Origin of the sequence: Euzebya pacifica (assembly GCF_003344865.1) — a bacterium.
Taxonomy (GTDB): domain Bacteria; phylum Actinomycetota; class Nitriliruptoria; order Euzebyales; family Euzebyaceae; genus Euzebya; species Euzebya pacifica.
This window is the reverse complement of the sequence record NZ_CP031165.1, coordinates 1,937,074-1,954,004: the sequence shown is the minus strand read 5'-3', so window position 1 is coordinate 1,954,004 and position 16,931 is coordinate 1,937,074. Positions and strand designations below refer to the sequence as shown.

The 16,931-nt window shown below is 71.2% G+C and carries 16 protein-coding genes and 1 tRNA gene; 6 read left to right on the top strand and 11 right to left on the bottom strand.

Features of this window, described 5'->3' with window-relative positions:
• Window positions 1-60: 60 nt before the first annotated feature.
• Window positions 61-1,236, bottom strand: a complete 1,176-nt coding sequence (locus tag DVS28_RS08140; protein ID WP_114591021.1) for a hypothetical protein — start codon at window positions 1,234-1,236, stop codon at window positions 61-63.
• 124 nt (window positions 1,237-1,360) lie between these two features.
• Between DVS28_RS08140 and DVS28_RS08135 the strand changes: the two genes are divergently transcribed.
• Window positions 1,361-3,106: a cell wall-binding repeat-containing protein gene (locus DVS28_RS08135; protein WP_114591020.1), complete on the top strand. Its 1,746-nt coding sequence runs from the start codon at window positions 1,361-1,363 to the stop codon at window positions 3,104-3,106.
• 75 nt (window positions 3,107-3,181) lie between these two features.
• On the opposite strand, the gene DVS28_RS08130 is transcribed toward DVS28_RS08135, so the two are convergent.
• Window positions 3,182-4,108, bottom strand: a complete 927-nt coding sequence (locus DVS28_RS08130; RefSeq protein ID WP_114591019.1) for a hypothetical protein — start codon at window positions 4,106-4,108, stop codon at window positions 3,182-3,184.
• 174 nt (window positions 4,109-4,282) lie between these two features.
• Here DVS28_RS08130 and DVS28_RS08125 point away from each other — a divergent pair, with 174 nt between their 5' ends.
• Entirely contained in the window at window positions 4,283-5,488 is a 1,206-nt protein-coding gene (locus DVS28_RS08125) for an acetyl-CoA C-acetyltransferase (RefSeq protein ID WP_114591018.1), read from the top strand.
• An 82-nt stretch (window positions 5,489-5,570) separates the two neighbouring features.
• Here DVS28_RS08125 and DVS28_RS08120 read toward each other — a convergent pair whose 3' ends face one another.
• Window positions 5,571-6,524 carry a helix-turn-helix domain-containing protein gene (locus tag DVS28_RS08120; protein WP_114594055.1) on the bottom strand — a complete coding sequence of 318 codons (954 nt, stop codon included), beginning with the start codon at window positions 6,522-6,524 and terminating at the stop codon, window positions 5,571-5,573.
• A 112-nt stretch (window positions 6,525-6,636) separates the two neighbouring features.
• On the opposite strand from DVS28_RS08120, the gene DVS28_RS08115 reads away from it, so the two are divergent.
• Together DVS28_RS08115 and DVS28_RS08110 are read left to right on the top strand one after the other, a co-directional pair.
• Complete coding sequence (locus DVS28_RS08115) at window positions 6,637-7,047, top strand: rhodanese-like domain-containing protein (RefSeq protein ID WP_114594054.1); 411 nt, start codon at window positions 6,637-6,639, stop codon at window positions 7,045-7,047.
• Window positions 7,044-7,649, top strand: a complete 606-nt coding sequence (locus tag DVS28_RS08110) for a DJ-1/PfpI family protein (RefSeq protein ID WP_114591017.1) — start codon at window positions 7,044-7,046, stop codon at window positions 7,647-7,649. The genes DVS28_RS08115 and DVS28_RS08110 overlap by 4 nt, the downstream gene beginning before the upstream one ends.
• A gap of 1 nt (window position 7,650) precedes the next feature.
• Here the strand turns inward: DVS28_RS08110 and DVS28_RS08105 are convergent, their stop codons facing one another.
• On the bottom strand, window positions 7,651-8,496 hold the full coding sequence (locus DVS28_RS08105) for a MerR family transcriptional regulator (RefSeq protein ID WP_216826475.1): 846 nt from the start codon (window positions 8,494-8,496) through the stop codon (window positions 7,651-7,653).
• A gap of 60 nt (window positions 8,497-8,556) precedes the next feature.
• On the opposite strand from DVS28_RS08105, the gene rpe reads away from it, so the two are divergent.
• Both rpe and DVS28_RS08095 read left to right on the top strand, forming a co-directional pair.
• Window positions 8,557-9,246, top strand: coding sequence for a ribulose-phosphate 3-epimerase (rpe, locus tag DVS28_RS08100; RefSeq protein WP_114591016.1), 690 nt, complete (start codon window positions 8,557-8,559; stop codon window positions 9,244-9,246).
• A gap of 96 nt (window positions 9,247-9,342) precedes the next feature.
• Window positions 9,343-9,418: transfer RNA gene (locus tag DVS28_RS08095), tRNA-Val, on the top strand.
• 89 nt (window positions 9,419-9,507) lie between these two features.
• On the opposite strand, the gene DVS28_RS08090 is transcribed toward DVS28_RS08095, so the two are convergent.
• The 7 genes from DVS28_RS08090 to DVS28_RS08060 form a co-directional block, all read right to left on the bottom strand.
• A complete protein-coding gene (locus DVS28_RS08090; protein WP_216826474.1) occupies window positions 9,508-11,664 on the bottom strand; it encodes a DUF3152 domain-containing protein in 2,157 nt (718 codons plus the stop codon).
• Window positions 11,665-11,753: 89 nt separating this feature from the next.
• A complete protein-coding gene (locus DVS28_RS08085; RefSeq protein ID WP_216826473.1) occupies window positions 11,754-12,407 on the bottom strand; it encodes an anti-sigma factor in 654 nt (217 codons plus the stop codon).
• A 125-nt stretch (window positions 12,408-12,532) separates the two neighbouring features.
• A complete protein-coding gene (locus tag DVS28_RS08080; protein ID WP_114591013.1) occupies window positions 12,533-13,570 on the bottom strand; it encodes a prolipoprotein diacylglyceryl transferase in 1,038 nt (345 codons plus the stop codon).
• Window positions 13,571-13,707: 137 nt separating this feature from the next.
• Window positions 13,708-14,130, bottom strand: a complete 423-nt coding sequence (gene cdd / locus DVS28_RS08075) for a cytidine deaminase (RefSeq protein ID WP_281273528.1) — start codon at window positions 14,128-14,130, stop codon at window positions 13,708-13,710.
• A gap of 4 nt (window positions 14,131-14,134) precedes the next feature.
• On the bottom strand, window positions 14,135-15,442 hold the full coding sequence (locus DVS28_RS08070) for a hemolysin family protein (protein WP_114591011.1): 1,308 nt from the start codon (window positions 15,440-15,442) through the stop codon (window positions 14,135-14,137).
• A complete protein-coding gene (gene ybeY, locus DVS28_RS08065; protein WP_114591010.1) occupies window positions 15,439-15,900 on the bottom strand; it encodes an rRNA maturation RNase YbeY in 462 nt (153 codons plus the stop codon). The genes DVS28_RS08070 and ybeY overlap by 4 nt, the downstream gene beginning before the upstream one ends.
• A complete protein-coding gene (locus DVS28_RS08060; RefSeq protein WP_114594052.1) occupies window positions 15,900-16,904 on the bottom strand; it encodes a PhoH family protein in 1,005 nt (334 codons plus the stop codon). Before DVS28_RS08060 ends, ybeY begins: the two co-directional genes overlap by 1 nt.
• Window positions 16,905-16,931 lie beyond the last annotated feature (27 nt).

Below are 16,931 nucleotides of genomic sequence, written 5' to 3'. Positions count from 1 at the left end.
GACACGTCAGCTCCTTGGGTTCCTGTGGATGGTCGGGAGCGGCCAAGGATAGCGAACGGCCTACACCCGCCGGATCAGGGCGTTGCACGACGGACAGCTGGCCTCCTGCACGCCCTCGGGCAGGGCGACCCGGTCGTTGCAGCCCGTGCAGGTGATGGCCGGACCCGCCACGTCGACCCGCCGCCCGCAGCGATCGCACACGACGGTTGTCGCCCCCTCGAGGACCGTCAGGTCGTGCGCGCAGCCGGTGCAGTGCCGGTGGTCGCCGCTGGCCGTCGGCCGCGTGTAGGACATGTCCAGCTGGAGGAGGCGGACGAACCGCTCGCCCTCGTCGGGCTCCAGCGACGGCAGCCAGCCCTGGGCGAGGCCCGAGCGGAACAGGCGGTCGGCGACCACGCCGGGCATCCGGTCGGGGTCGAGGTCCTTGACCGGCGAGCCGTCCAGCAGGTTCCGTGTCCGTTCGGCCTGCGCGAGCAGGACGTCGACCAGCGGCCAGAAGGTCTCGGCCACGACTCGGGGGCGGGTGCGCTCCCCCGGGGTGCGGCCTATCAGCGCCTGCATGCCCATCGCCGCCAGGTTCCCCCCAGTCCATCGCAGCTGCTGGGTCAGGGTGACCATGCGGTTCTCGAGGGCCGCATGGGTGGGGTCGAAGGTGGTCAGCACCTGCAGCTCGGTCTGGTAGCGAATCCAGTCCCGCCGATACCCCTCGTCGTTGTAGGCCCGCGGCGGCACCGTCCAGGGCGTGTAGGCGGTCTGCGCCTCGACCAGCGTCCGGGTCAACGACCTGAACCGGTCGACATCGCCGGCTCGCCCCGCTGCCATCGCCGCGGGCCGAAGCCTGTTGCCGATCCTGGCGAAGTCGATGACGTCGGGGTGGCTGTAGGCCTCCGCCATCGCCTGCTTGAGGTCGTAGTCGGTGACCTGCCCGCAGAAGTCGCAGTAGAGGGTCGGCCGGACCGAGGGCAGCTCCTTCACGCCACCACAGGCTGCGCAGCTCGTGCGCTTGACGAACTCGCTGGGCGGTGGGAGCAGCGCCGTCATGTCCATCGACCCCATCGCGCGACGGACCGTCGCGGCGGCGGCGTCCATGTCGTCCTCCGACAGGGTCATCGGGGTGGCGGCCTGCTGCCGGGCGACGCCCTCCCACTTCTCCCGTTCGGCCCGGACGTGCGCGCGGTACTCCGGGGTCTGCGTGGCCCGGAGGTACTGCCGGATGGTCCGGATGGCCTTGAACATGCTCGCACGGTAACCAATGGGGCCGTGACGGAACAGAGCACGTTGACGTCGTTCGGCACTCGTGAGGTTACGGAACGCGCACGACCGCACCGGGCAACGGAGCGGCTGGACTAAGGTGCCAGCCATGGTTACCCGCACCCTCAGTCTCCTGTCCGCAGCGACGGCCGTGTTGCTGGTCGTCGCGTCGATGGCCGCTCCCGCAGCCCTGGCCCAACCGCCGGAGGGCACACCGATCGACTTCGACCTGCGCACCTGGAGCCAGGAGGGCGTGCCCGACTGGGGGTCGTGGACCGTCAGCGACGAGGGGGCGACGGTCCGGCAGACCATCAACGACTCGCCGACCTTCTACGTCAGCCCCGAGACCTTCGCGTCCGCATCGATCGAGGGGGTCTTCGAGGTCGAGACGTCCGGCGACGACGACTACATCGGGTTCGTGATGGGCTATGCCGGCCCGCGGACGCCGGACACGACCGGCTACGACTTCCTCGTCTTCAACTGGAAGCAGGGCGCCCAGGACTTCGGTGGATGCCAGGCAGAGGAAGGTGCCTCGCTGCTGCGGGTCCGGGGAACCGAGGACCCCGCTGCCGACTACACCCCCGGAGGGACCGCCCACCCCGCCCTGTGGTGCCACGAGTCCCGCACCGACGGGGCCTACGACATCGACGTCGATGTGCTGGACACGAGCTGGGGCCCCGATGAGGGATGGGCGGACAACACCGAGTACACCTTCACCCTCGAGTACTCGCCCACCGCCGTGCGGGTCCTGATCGACGGCGTCGAGGTGGTGTCGGCCAGCGGCACGTTCCCCGAGGGGGCGTTCGGCTTCTACAACTACTCCCAGTCCGACGTCCGGTACTCCGGCTTCCGGGCGGTCCCGACCGAACCCGACGCCGTCCCGGGCGAGCCCGGGGTCAGCCGAGTCGACGGTGGCTCGGGGGACCCCATCGACGCGGCCATCGAGATCTGCCAGTTCCTGGTGCCCGCTGACGGGACGGCCGAGCTGATCGCGCTGGCCCGCGTCGACGACTTCGCCGACGCGATGGCCGGATCGGCCCTGCCGGCCGACTGCATCCTGTTCACCGAAGGCGGCCCCGACGCCCCGATCAACGCCGACACCCGGGCCGAGATCGCCCGTGCGTTCGGCCCCGCAGGCGGCAACGTGTTCGTCCTCGGTGGCGAGAACGCCGTCAGCGCCGCGGCTGCGCAGGCCCTGACCGACGACGGTCACACCATCGGCCGACTCGCCGGACCGACCCGGTTCGAGACCGCAGAGGAGGTCGCCAACGCCGCGATGGCGGAGGTGGCGCTGGCGCGGGATCGGGTCATCGTGGCGTTCGGTGGGGACTGGGCCGATGCGGTCACCGCGGGTGCCTACGCCCGGGCGACGATCACCCCGGTCGTGCTGACCGGCACCGACAGCCTGCACCCGGCGGCCGAGCGCGTCATCGACACGGTGCAGGCCGCCAACCCCGCGGCCGAGGTCGTGCTGGTCGGTGGCGAGAGCGTCGTCGGTCCGGCGGTGGAGGCTGCGGTGACCAACCCCCTGCGCATCGCCGGGGACAACCGGATGGCCACGGCGGTCGCGGTGGCCGAGGACCTCTGGCCCGCGGTCCCCTCGACCGGCGAGGACTTCGTCTTCGCCAACCTCGAACGGCCGGACGCCTGGACGCTCGCGCTGGCGGCCGCGCCGCTGGCCGCCCGGATCGGCGGGCCGGAGCTGGGCCTGCGAGCCGACAGCTACCCGACGGAGACCGAGGACTACCTGGAGGGCCTGGGCCTGAGCAGCCTGCCCTCGGTGGTGCTGCTGGGCGACCTCGGCTTCATCAGCGAGGACGTGGCCACGCAGGTCGAGGGGTCCGTCGGGGGCTGACCCGGCACCCAGAGCAGAACGGCCCCGACGATGTCGGGGCCGTTCTCGATCCGGCCGAACAGCCGTCGTCCGGGCTCAGCAGTCGTCGCCCTCGCAGCCGTCGGCACCGAAGGCTTCGGGGTCGGGCTCGTCGCCGTACCCCTCGTCGCCGTAGCAGTCCTCGCCCTCGCAGCCGTCGCCGCCGAAGTCGGGGTCGTACTCGGGGCTGTCGCCGTGCCCGTCGGAGTACTCCTCCGCGGGGAAGGTGTTGCCGTACTCGTCACACGCCAGGCCCTCGGCCTCGAGGGTTTCCGGCGACGGGCACTCGGCGTCGTAGGACTCTTCTGCGCCCGGGTCGTACTCGGGACCGTCACCGTGGCCGTCGGAGTACTCCTCGGCCGGGTAGAGGTTGCCGAACTCGTCGCACTCCAGCCCCTCGGCCTCCAGCGTTTCGGGTGAGGGACACTCGGCGTCGAACTCGTCCTCCTGCCCGTCGGCCCCGAAGGCGCTCGGGTCGGGGTCGCCGGCGCCGTCGTCCACGGACTGCTCGACGTGGTCGGCGCAGTTGACGTTCCACGTCTCGATCGCGAGCTGGCTGGCTGCCTCGACCGCCTCCTGGTCCACCGCGGCGTCCTCGGTGAACACCAGGGCGTCGGTGGCCAGTAGCTCCAGTCCGTCGCTGAGCACCTCGTGGTCCTCGCCCAGCTCGACGAGGATCGTCTGCACGTCGTCGAACAGCTCGACCTGGGCGTCGACCTGCTCGTCGACGTCGAGGCCGTCCGCCGCGATCAGCAGGTTGGTCACGCGGTCCAGCGCCGGACAGAACACGTCGTCGTCGACACCCGCCACGACGAGGTCGAGCTCGTCACCGGGCTCTTCCGGCTCGTCCTCGGCGGTGGCCTCCTCGATGGTGGCTTCGGCCTCCGATGGGTCGTCGGCGCTGATGGCAGCGGTGTCTCCCCCGCCACAGGCGCTCAGCACCACGACCAGCAGGAGGGCCAGCACGACACGCAGTTCTCGCAAAGTGATCCCCGTTCAGTTGATGTCGACAAAGACTGCACAGCGTACCCGAGGACCAACGGAGGGCGGTGATGCGGACCACGGACGCGGGTCGGAGTCGCAGCGTGGGGCGGCTGCGGCCTACGCTGTACGGGCCGGATCAACGAGCCCCCCACCGGCCCCACAGGAGGAACCCGGATGCCCGAACCAGTCATCGTCGCCGTTGCCCGCACTCCGATCGGACGTGCCGGAAAGGGTTCGCTCGTCGACATGCGGCCCGACGACCTGGCCGCGATCGCCGTCCAGGCCGCCATGGACAAGGTGCCCGAGCTGGACCACACCGAGGTCGAGGACCTGCTGCTGGGCTGTGGCCTTCCCGGTGGCGAGCAGGGCTTCAACATGGGCCGTGTCGTCGCGACGCTGCTCGGCTGGGAGACCGTCCCCGGCGCCACGATCACCCGGTACTGCTCCTCCTCCGTGCAGACCATGCGCATGGCCGCCCACGCCATCAAGGCCGGCGAGGGCGACGTGTTCGTCACCGCGGGTGTCGAGACCGTCAGCCGGTTCGTCAACGGCTCCTCCGACACCGGGCCGCACAACGAGAAGTTCGCCGACGCCGAGGCGCGGACCGCGTCGATGGCCGAGGAGGGTGCTGACTCGTGGGCCCCGCCGGAGGGCCTGCCCGACATCTACATCCCCATGGGGCAGACCGCCGAGAACGTGGCGCTGCTGAAGGGCGTGTCGCGCGAGCGGATGGACGAGTTCGCCGCCCTGTCCCAGCAGCGGGCCGTGGAATCGCAGAAGAACGGCTTCTTCGAGCGCGAGATCACCCCGGTCGACCTGCCCAACGGCACGACGATGACCCAGGACGACGGCCCCCGGCCGGGGACGACGGCGGAGAAGCTGTCGGAGCTCAAGCCCGTCTTCCGTCCCGACGGCCGGATCACCGCCGGCAACGCCTGTCCCCTCAACGACGGCGCCGCCGCGGTGGTCGTGATGTCCGACACCCGCGCCGCCGAGCTCGGGATCCAGCCGCTGGCCCGGATCATCTCCACCGGCGTCACGGCCCTGAACCCCGAGATCATGGGCCTCGGGCCGGTCGAGTCGTCCAAGCAGGCGCTGGCCCGGGCGGGCATGACCATCGACGACGTCGACCTCGTGGAGATCAACGAGGCGTTCGCTGCCCAGGTCATCCCCTCCGCCGACGACCTCGGCATCGACTGGGACAAGCTGAACGTCAACGGCGGGTCCATCGCCGTCGGCCACCCGTTCGGCATGACCGGCGCGCGCATCATGAACACGCTGCTCAACGGTCTGCAGACCGCCGACAAGACGATCGGCCTGGAGACCATGTGCGTCGGCGGTGGCCAGGGCATGGCCATCGTCGTGGAGCGCCTGCGCTGATCCTCGGGCCAGCCACATCGCGTCGAACGGGCCTCCACCAGGGGGCCCGTTCTGCGTGTCGCTCCCGGGAGGTCTGACCCCGTCAGGTGCCGAAGCGGGAGCGGTACGCGGTTGGCGTCGTGCCGAGCTGACGTCGGAAGTGATGCCGGAGGGTCACGGCAGCGCCGAAGCCGACCGAACGGGCAACCTGCTCGACCGAGGCGTCGTCGACCAGCAGCAGCTCCTGCGCCCGGGCCAGCCGCTGCTGCACCAGCCACCGTCCGGGGCTCGTGCCCAGCGACTGCTCGAACCGGCGGGTCAGGGTGCGTGGGCTGACGCCGACACGACCGGCGAGGTCCGTCAGCGCCAGCGGACGGTCGAGGTTGCCGACCACCCAGTCCTGGAGGCCGGCGAGCCAGTCCTCGGCCTGTCTCGGTGGCGGGGAGACGTACTGGGCCTGGCCGCCGTCACGGTGCGGGGGCATCACCATCCGCCGGGCGATGGTGGCGGCGACGTGTCCGCCCCAGTCGTGGCGGATCAGGTGCAGGCCGGCATCGATTCCCGCAGCCGATCCTGCCGAGGTCAGCACGTCGCCTTCGTCGACGAACAGCACGTCGGGGTCCACCTGCACGCGGGGGAACCGACGGGCGAGGCCCTCGGCGAACAACCAGTGGGTCGTGGCACGACGCCCGTCCAGGAGACCTGCGGCAGCCACGGCCCAGGTGCCCGAGCAGATCCCCACGACCCGCCCTCCGGCGGCAACGGTGTCGCGCAGCAGTTGTCGGACGGGGTCGGCGAGCGGGCCGTTGTCCATCGGCCAGCCCGGCACGACGAGGGTCCCGGCGCCCCGGGCGTCGTCGAGGCCGTGTTCGGCGGTCACGACGAACCCACCGGTGGCCTGCAGCGGGCCCGGGGTGACGGCGGCCACGGTGACGTCGTAGAAGCAGCCGACCTCCGGACGGTCGAGGGCGAACAGCTCCACGGCGATCCCGAACTCGAAGGTCTTGAGGTGGTCGTAGGCCAGGATCGCCAGCCGGTCGTTGGGCCTGTCGCGCATCAGCCCGCCGCCGGGTCCGGGCCGGTCCCACCCGCCGAAGGTGGCGTGATGTTGTCGATAGTTGACATCACGCCACATGGTGCGCGACCGAACCTCCGCTGACAATGGCGCCATGCCACACGCCACCGACATCCCTGCCCCACCGGCAGCCGAGCTCGCCCGCCACTTCCGTGCCCGCCTGGCCGCGGAGACCGACTGCAGCGACGTGCACGCCACGCTGCAGGCGCGCCCCGACGCGATCGTCGTCGTCGACACCCGGTCCCCCGAGGCGTTCGCCGCCGGACACGTCCCCGGCGCTGTCAACATCCCGCCGGCCACGATGGACGCCGCCGCGCTCGCCGCCCACGGCGACGTGCTGTTCGTCACCTACTGCTGGGGGCCGCACTGCAACGGCGCGACGAAGGGCGCCGCCCGCATCGCCGAGCTCGGGTTCCCCGTCAAGGAGATGCTCGGCGGGGTCTGGGGCTGGGAGATGGAGGGGTTCACGCTCGTCGGCGCCCCGCAGGACGCGGTGGCCTCGTGACGGTCGTGGCGCTGCTGCTGTTCGAGGGCTGCGACGTCATGGACGTCACCGGGCCCTACGAGGTGTTGCTGACCGCCAACCGGCTGGCCTCGCGCTGGGTCGTCGACCTGCCCTTCGAGGTGCGAACCGTCAGCCTCGACGGGCGGGCCGTCGTCGCCTACGGGGGGCTGGGGCTGACCCCGTCCCATGGCGCCCTGCACGACAACCACGACGCCCACCAGCTCGTGGTGCCCGGCCTGATCGACCTCGACGCCGGGATGGCAGACCGCGTGCTCGTGGACGGGATCGCTCGGGCCGGTGCGCACATCGACCGGGTGGCCTCGGTGTGCACCGGCGCGTTCCTGCTGGAGGCCGCCGGCCTGCTCGGCGACGGCGAGGCGACCACCCATTGGGAGGACGCCCCTGCCCTCGCCGAGCTGCGCGGGCGGGGCGTCACCCGTGACGACGTGCGCTGGGCCATCGACGGCGACGTCATCACCTCCGGCGGGCTGTCGTCGGGCATCGCGATGGCCCTGCACCTGGTCGAGCAGGTCGCCGGTCGGCCCCTGGCGGAGGCGACCGCGGCCCAGATCGACTACGTCTGGACCCTCGAGCGGGGGTAGCTCACCCGAACGGCCACTGCACCTCGGTGAGCTGTTCGCCCTCGGGCACCTCGCTGGGGTCGTTGAGGTACAGCTCGCGGGCCGGGAAGCCCGGGGTGTGGCCGTGTTCGGCGATCCACCCGGCGAGGACGTGGTAGGCGCCGTCGATCTCGTCGTAGGCGCCGTGGTGGTGGGTGGTGGCCACCATCCCTCCGTCGACGGTGCGGCGCACCATGTCGCCGTCGACGGCGATGGGGCCGGCCGGCTCGGCGATGGGCAGCGCGACCTCGAGGTCACCCGACTGCTCCTCGTCGATGACGTCGTGGTACAGCACGGTGGGTGCGCCGGCGAGCTCGGCGGCCGATCCCATGACGGTGGCGTACAGGGCGTGCATGGACTCCCCGATGGCCGTGCTGATGCCGGCCTTGTCGGTGTGGCGGCGGATGCTGACCACGGTGATGGGGTCGATGGTCTTGGTCGTGACGTCGTAGGGCACGAGCGGTTCCTTTCCGGTGATGAGGCGCTGGACCGTCGTCAGGCGTCTTTGCTGCACCCGCACCGATTCCGCGAGGCGTTCGCGGTGGCGGTCCAGGAGCTTGTCGACCACGTCCGGGGCGGTGTCGTCGGCGAGCACGGTGGCGATGTCGTCCAGCGACATGTCGACACCGCGCAGCAAACGGATCGCCTCGGCGGTCCTCGTCTGGGTCAACCGGTAGTACCGGTAGCCGGACGAGGGGTCGACCTCCGCGGGTTGCAGCAGGCCGATGCGGTCGTAGTGCCGCAGGGCCTTGATCGACAGGCGGGTCATTCGGGAGAACCGCCCGATCGGTACCAGCTGTTCCATGACGTCGAGGATGGAGTCTCCCATCGTGGGAGGGTCAAGGGGACGGTTCGGACGATCTCCTGAGCCGGTTACCCTCCAGCGGCGATGACTTCCACGCCTCGCCCCACCCTGATCGTGCCGTCCGTGCTGCCGGCTGACTTCGCCAACCTCGGGAGGGACTGCGTGGCGCTCGAGGAGGCCGGCGTGGACCGCATCCAGTGGGATGTCATGGACGGCGTCTTCGTGCCGAACCTGACCTTCGGGCCCGACGTCATCGCGGCCTGTCGCCCGTTGGTGGACGTGCCGTTCGAGGCGCACATCATGGCCGAGCGACCCGAGGAGATGCTGCCCCGCTACATCGAGGAGGCGGGCTGCGAGATGATCATCCTGCACCCCGAGACCCTCGGGCAGCCCCACCGCGTCTACCAGCAGGTCAAGCAGATGGGCGCCAAGCTCGGGATCGCCCTGTCCCCCGCCACCCCGCTGACCCACGTCGAGCACGCCATCGACCTGGTCGACGAGATCGTCCTGATGACGGTCAACCCCGGGTTCGGCGGACAGGCCTACATCGCGTCGATGGAGCCGAAGATCCGCATGACCGCGGAGATGATCGCCGCCAGCGGTCGCGAGATCGACCTCGAGGTCGACGGCGGCATCAGCGCGGCCACGATCGCGGGCGCCGCGGGGGCGGGCGCCAACGTCTTCATCTCCGGCAGCGCGCTGTGGAAGTACGACAGCTTCGCCGAGGGCGTCACCGACCTGCGCACCCGCGCCGACGCCGCTCGCGGCCGCTGACCCGACGGCCCTGCACGAGCGGTCGGGAGGAGTAGGCGATCGCCTGTCCGGGCCGCTATAGTTTCCCGTCCCACCGACCGCTGGTCGATGAACTACGGGCTCGTAGCTCAGTGGGACGAGCGCTCCGCTCACACCGGAGAGGTCGCTGGTTCGATCCCAGCCGGGCCCACCAGAGGCGTTCCGACGCCAAGCAAAGACGCCGATGTGCACCGCACGTCGGCGTTCGTGCGTTCCGGTCCCTGCGTGCTGGATCCAGTCGGGTCAGCCGACGGCGACGATGTTGCCGACCGTCGGGTGGGGCCACCCGTTGGCCAGGCACGCGCCGATGCCGCCGGTCTGCTGCATCATCACCGGGGCCAGCGTGCCCGGTCGCAGGCAGAACTCGTGGCCGTACCCCAACCCGTGGCCGAACTCGTGGCTGACCAGGTACTGCCGGTACACGGTGACGTCGCTGTGGAACGGTGCCACCCCGGTGTTCCAGCGGTCGAGGTTGAGCATGGCGCGGAACCCGTCCCAGCACGACACCCGGCCGCCGGTGCGCAGCCCGACGCGGCCGCAGTAGTAGTCCACCGTCTCGGGACGGGCGACGACGACCCGCAGGTCGGCGGCGACCGAGCTGCCGATGCGCTGCAACGACCGGGTGCCATCGGCAGTCCAGCCGCGTGGATCGAGCAGGATCTCGGTGACCTCCGCTGCCACCTCGTCGACGTCCAGGCCCGTCGATCGCTCGACCTCGACGCTGAAGGTGCGCAGCGGCCCGGCACCGACCACCGTGCTGCTGCCCCCGGCGACGAGGAACCCGTCCCGGGAGACGCTGGTCAGGGGGTCCAGGACCACTTCCCCGACGAACCGCAGGTGCCTGGTCGCCGTGTCGGCGCCGACCACCGCAGTGACGTCGACCCGTGCCGGTGTGCCCGGTTCGGGCGGCTCCAGGGACTCGGGCAGCCGCGGGCGCTGGCCTCCGGTCCACACGGCCCGGCCGTCCTCGACGACCACGTCCCCGGGCCACTCGAAGCCGAGCAGGTCCACGTGGACCTCCGCGTGCGCCAGCGGGACCGACGACGACAACGTGATCTCCAGGCCATCCGTCGCGTCGATCAACGGGTCGAGGCGCACCTGCTCGTCGCCGTCGATCCACTCGCCGTGGAGGGACTCGACCTCGGCCGTGGTGCCGCCGATCAGGACCACGCGGTCGGGCCGGTGCGCGGCCACCCACGACCGACCCTCGTCCAGGCCCAGCAGCACCGCGCGGTTGTCCGCTGCTGCCCGCAGGGCAACGACGGCCAGGTCGGTTCGTGCCGGATCGACGACGACGAGGGCCTCGCCGGCGCGGCGGGAGGCCAGCTGGTCGTCGCTGAACTCCGCATCCTCGCCGAGGGCCTCGACGACGGCGGTCCGCGCCTCGGTCGACAGGTCAGCGGACGCCAGCACCGTCCGTGCCGCGCCGATGCGGGCCAGCGCCACCGGTGACGGCACGGCACCGTCGACCAGCAGGACGGAGGCACCCAGCCGGGCTGCGGTCTCGGCCGCCCGCACCGCCCCCACCATCGGTTCGGCCGGCGCGACCACGACGGCGTCAAGCCCCGCACGGGTGGGGTTTGCCTCGGGCAGCGCCGCCAGCTGGTCGGCGGCGGCCAACGACATCGACTCCAGCGTCCCGGCGTCCAGCCTGACCGGCGCGAACCCCGCGTCGCGCAGCGCGCCGACCACGACCTCGCCGATCGCCGCCTCGTCCCCCGCCACGAGCACCCGAACGTCCTCCCCCATGTCGCGAAGGGCCGTCCACACCTCCCCGGGGACCTCGAGCCGTGGCACGGGCAGCACCCGGGCGTCCATGGCGACCACGAGGGGCATGGCGGCTACGGCAGCAGGGTGGTCGGCGTTGACCAGGACGACGGTGCGGGCGTCCCCGGTGATCCGGCCAGCCAGCGCAGCGGGATCCGGGGCGGCGGACTCGACCGCCAGGCCGGACACGTCGACGGTCCACCGGCGCAGCACGCGGTCGTCGACCTCGACGGCGATCTCGTGGGTCCCGGCGGTCAACGTCGTCTCCACGCCACGACGTGGGCTGAGGGGACCGTCGGGGTCGACGAAGGGCCCCGCTGCCCGCTCGCCGTCCACGAGGAACCGGACGCGGTCGGGTTCGATCCCGTCGACGGCCGCCGCCACCACGACCGGTCCGGCGGCAACCACGGCGTTCGGGGCCGGCACCGGGTCGCTGACGCGGGCCGGCAGCACGGCAGGCTGGTCCGCGAGCGACGTCTGTGACGTGGCTGGCGGCGGGACGGCGATCGCGAGGAAGGGCAGCAGCAGCGCCAGGGCCAGCGTCGCCACCAGTGGTCGTCGTGCAGCGGGCACGCCGCGCTCCACCACCCCTGTGGAGGGGACGGGGGGACGATCAGCGGACACCGTGCGCACCCCGACACCATGCCAGCGTCGACGCCCGTGTCGGAGGAGGCCGTGTCGGAGGGGACCGTGACGGCGGAGGCCGTGTTGCCGCAGTCCGATCAGCTGTCGGCGAGCGCCGGGTCCTCGGCTCGGAACACGACGGTCTGCCCGGTGTCGCGGTCCAGCGACACGTCGATGCGGGCGGCCCGAGCCGAGACGGGGCCGCGGAACCAGCTGACCTGCTGGTTGACAGAGGCGTGTGCCTCGGTGTGGATCCTCGTGCCGGACGCGTCGTAGAGGGTGATGACGTACGGCGCCCGGTCATCGGTGCCCCGCACCATGACGGCCAACGATCCCTGCTCGACCCGGGCGACGCCCTCCACCCCGGCCGCCTGTTCGACGACCGTCCACGGTTCGCCGAAGTTGATGACGGCCGCGGACTGCTGCTCGGCCACGAGCGTGGCCTGCAGGCTGTCGTTCTGGCCGCGGAGCACGAAGTTCCAGATGCTGAGGACGACCACGAGGAGGACCACGGCGATCATGACGCCCCGCCCCGCGCGTGGCGGGAGGTCTGGTTCGACCGTCTCGCCCTCGTCGTCCTCGCGTTCCTTGATCTCCACCCGCTGGGCGGCCCGTTCGCGCCGTTCGGCACGCTCGACGTCGGCGAGGTCCGAGGCGATGGAGCGCAGCTCGCCCACCCGCGCACGGCACTCGCCGCAGTCCAACAGGTGGGAACGGAAGGTGCTGGCCTCTCCCGGATCCAGGGATCCCATGACGTGCCTGACCGCAAGGTCCTCGAAGGGCCTGTGCTGATCGTGGTCGCCCGGCATCCTGATTGGCAGGATACCCATCGCCGTCCCCCGCGGGCGACGGAAATTCGACCCGATCGGGTGGGTGGTCAGTCCCGCTCGCCGAGGTCGCCGTCAGTCGGGTGGTCCTCGCCCGTGGTGTCCGTGGAGGACACGAGCACATCGGTGTCGTGGTCCTCGTGTCCCGGCTGTCGATCCTCGGCAGCCTTCTTCGCCGCGTCGGCGGCGGCGAAGGCCTCGGGGCGGGTCCACGGTGCTCGTTCGCCCGGTACCCAGGCCCACGGGGTCACCGTCCATGGCTTGGTCACGAGCAGCCAGACGATCGCCGTGGTGACCAGCCCGATCCCGGTCAGCTGGGTGCCGGTGAACGGCCCGATGAGGTCCTTGTCGGCGGCGCGAGCGAAGTCGGTGATGATGCGGCCGCCGCCGTAGGCCAGGCCGAACGTCATGCCGAAGAACCCGTCGAACCGGCTGCGCCGCTCCAGCGCCAGGATCAGCAGCAGGACGACCAACCCGGTCAGGAAGTCATACAGCGCGGTCTGGTGGACGGCGGTGTCGAAGCAGCCCTGGACCTGTGGGCCGGTGAACGGGTCGGGGCCGACCCAGCCGACGTCCCGCACGTACTGCTGGGTGCAGCGCCAGCCGAGCGGTGAATCGGTCGCATCGCCGAGGTGTTCGCCGATGATGAGGTCGCCGATGCGGCCGACGAAGATGCCCAGCGCCAGGCCCGGCGCGAGGGAGTCCAGCAGCAGCGGCAACGACAGGCGGTGCTTGACGATGTAGGGCACCGCCAGGATCACCCCGCCGGCGATCCCGCCGAGCAGTGACAGCCCGCCGTTCCACACCTGGAGGACCTCCACCAGGTCGAACTCGCTGGGGCGGGTGGCGACGAAGAACAGTCGTGCGCCGATGATCCCGCCGATCGCGGCGCGGGTGACGATCGCGGAGATGACGTCGGGCACGTGCTTCACGGGCCGACGGGCGACGCCGCGGACCTCGGCCCGCTTCAGCATCAGCTGGGCGCCGAGGAGGAAGCCGACCGCCACGAACAACCCGTGGGGCGAGACGGCGAAGTCACCCAGGATGTGGATGCGCTCGATGATGGGCCAGGACAGCTCGGCGAGCATTCGGGGTGCCAGTCTGTGGACGGTCGGTCCGGGTGCGGGACCCGGTGGGGTTGGTGCCGCTGCACGACAGCGGCGAGGCCCGATCGTAGGGCCGGCTCACGGGCATCGCCGTCGAGCCCCCTGCCCGGTCGAACGGATCAGCCGTGGTCGAGGCGGCTGGGTCCGAACCCGTGGGGCAGCAGGTCGGCCAAGCGGTGGACGGCCACGTCGCCGGACTCACCAGCAGCGATGACCCGAAGGTCCGGCGCGAACTCGAACAGCACCTGCCGGCAGGTCCCGCACGGTGTGGTCGGTCCGTCACCGGACCCGATGACGGCGATGGCCTCGAACTGCTGGTGGCCGGCGGCAACCGCCGCGACGACGGCGGCCCGTTCGGCACAGATGGTGGCCGGGTACGCGGCGTTCTCGACGTTGCAGCCGCCCACGATCGGGCCGTCGACCACCCGGAGCGCCGCACCGACGCGGAACCGGGAGTACGGCGCGTAGGCCCTGGCCTGGAAGGTGCGCGCGTCCTCGAGCAGCGCCCGATCAGCGTCGTCGAGCGTGCTGGTCGGCTCCACCGCCTCAGCCATCGTTGTCGCGGCCCGCGGTGGCCATGCCCTCGGCGGCCTCCACGGCCTCGGGGTCCATGATCCGCTCGACGGTGACCTCTGCGATGCGGCGTCCGCGGACACGATCGGCGGTCAGGCGCAGGCCGTCGACCTCGACGGCCTCGCCGGGACGGGGCACGTGGCCGAGCGTCCCGAACAGCAGTCCCCCGACGGTGTCCCACTCCTCGGCTGGCAGCGTGGTGCCGGCGAGGTCGGACAGCTCGCCGATCTGCAGGCGGGCGTCGACGCGCCAGCGTCCCTCTTCCAGCATCTCCACGAGGGGTTCCTCGGAGTCGTACTCGTCGATGATCTCCCCGACGATCTCCTCCAGCACGTCCTCGATGGTGACGATGCCGGCCAGCGCGCCGTACTCGTCGACGACGACGGCCATGTGCACCTGCTCGGCCTGCAGCTCGCGCAGCAGCCCGTCGACGGATTTCAGCTCGGGCACGACGTAGGGGTCGCGGATCAGGTCGGTCCAGTCGCCGTCCTCGGTGCCCTTGGTGTGGATCCGTTGCAGGACGTCCTTGGCGTACAGGACACCGGAGACGTCGTCGCGGTCCTCGCCGCGGTGCACCGGGATCCGGGAGTAGCCGTTGGCCAGGATGACCTCGACGACCGAACCGAGCGGCAGCAGCTCCGACACCATGACCACGTCGGGGCGGGGCACCATGATCTCGCGGACCAGCGTGTCGGACAGCTCGAAGATCGAGTGGATCATCGCGCGTTCGGCGGGTTCGATGGACTGGCCCTCGGCCTCGTCGATCAGGTCGCGGATGGCCTCCTCGGTCACGAAGGCCTCGGCGCCGTCCTCGGCACCCGGCACGATCCGCGCCCCGAGCCACACGAGCACGGTGGTGACGGGACGCAGGAGGGTGGAGGCGAGGGTGACGCTGCGTGCCATGCGGCAGGCGACGTCCTCGGCCCGACGCAGGGCGACCGATCGGGGCACGAGCTCCATGCCGACGTAGCCGAGGATCGTCATGACGAGGGCGGCGACCGCGATCGACCCGACGGTGTTCAACCAGGTCCCGAGGATGGCGGTCATCATGGCGACCGCGGTCACGAGGGGGACGACGACCAGGAGGGTGAGCGCTGCCCAGGTGCGCGCGGAGTCCTCCAGCAGGGCCGCGACGCGGGACGCGCTGGCCCGGTCCTCCTCGACCAGGCGGGCGGCGCGTGCGACGGTCATGCGGTCGAGGGCAGCACGGGCGGTGGCGTACCAGCCGCTGACGAGGACCAGGGCGATGACGGCGACTGCCTGCCATCCCTGCGCGGTCACGACGATCCCTCGGTGACGCCGGCGGCGGCGAACCCGGCCAGCAGCTCGTCGGTGAGGCCAAACATGATGCGGCGTTCCTCGTCCTCGGCGTGGTCGTGGCCGAGGAGGTGCAGCAGCCCGTGGACGACCAGCAGGTCCATCTCGGCCTGCGTGGTCTTGCCGTGCTCGGCGGCCTGCGCCTCGGCAACAGCCGGACAGAGCACGACATCCCCGAGGATCGAGGGGGCGTCGGTGGCCTCGCCCGGGGCGTCCAGCGGGAAGGCGAGGACGTCGGTGGGTTTGTCGCTGTCCATGTGGGTGCGGTTCAGCTCGTGGATGGTTGCGGTGTCGACGGCCATGACCGACACCTCCATGGAGGACGGCACTCGCTGTTCGGCCAGCACGAAGCTGGTCAGGCTGGAGAGCCGATCGGTGTCGACCGGGACGTCGGACTGTTCGTCAGCGACGAAGACGGCCATCATCGACCCCTGGTCGGGTGGCTCGGGCCCTTGGACCCACCGCCGGTGGCCGAGGACGGCCGATCCCCCGACGTCGGGGCGGCCCCGTCGTCGGCGGGCGCGTCCCAGCGGTCGTAGGCAGCCACGATCTCCTGGACGATGCGGTGGCGGACGACGTCGCGGCCCGACAGCTCGGCGAAGCCGATGCCGTCGATGCCGGTGAGGATGCTGCGGACCACCTGCAGCCCCGAGCGGGTGCCGCCGGGCAGGTCGACCTGGGTGACGTCGCCGGTGACCACGGCGCGTGATCCGAACCCGATGCGGGTCAGGAACATCTTCATCTGGGCGGGGCTGGTGTTCTGCGCCTCGTCGAGGACGATGAAGGCGTCGTTGAGCGTGCGCCCGCGCATGTAGGCCAGCGGGGCGACCTCGATGATCCCCCGCTCCATCAGGGTGGAGAGGTTCTCGGCGTCCATCATGTCGTGGAGGGCGTCGAAGAGGGGCCGCAGGTACGGGTCGATCTTCTCGAACAACGTGCCGGGCAGGAAGCCGAGCCGTTCGCCGGCCTCGACCGCCGGACGGGTCAGGATGATCCGGTTGACCTCCTTGCGTCGCAGCGCGAGGACGGCCATGGCCATGGCGAGGTAGGTCTTGCCGGTACCGGCGGGCCCGATGCCGAACGTGACGGTGTTGGTTCGGATCGCGTCGAGGTAGAGCTTCTGACCGAAGGTCTTGGGACGGATCGAGCGACCACGGTGGGTCAGCGCCTCGTCGGAGAGGACCTCGGCGGGGTGTGGGTGATCGGCCTCGCGCACCATGTCGATGGTGCTCTGGACCGTGCCGGGGTCGAGGGCCTGGTCCACGTCGAGCAGGGCCACCAGCTCGTCGAAGACCTGGATGACCTGACCGGCGATGTCGCCCTCACCGGTCACGGTGACGTCGCTTCCCCGCACCAGGATGTCCACCTCGAAGGCGTCCTCGACCAGCTTCAGCAGCTCGTCACGGGTGCCCAGGAGGGCGACCATGGAGTGCTGTGCCGGGATGGTGGTGGT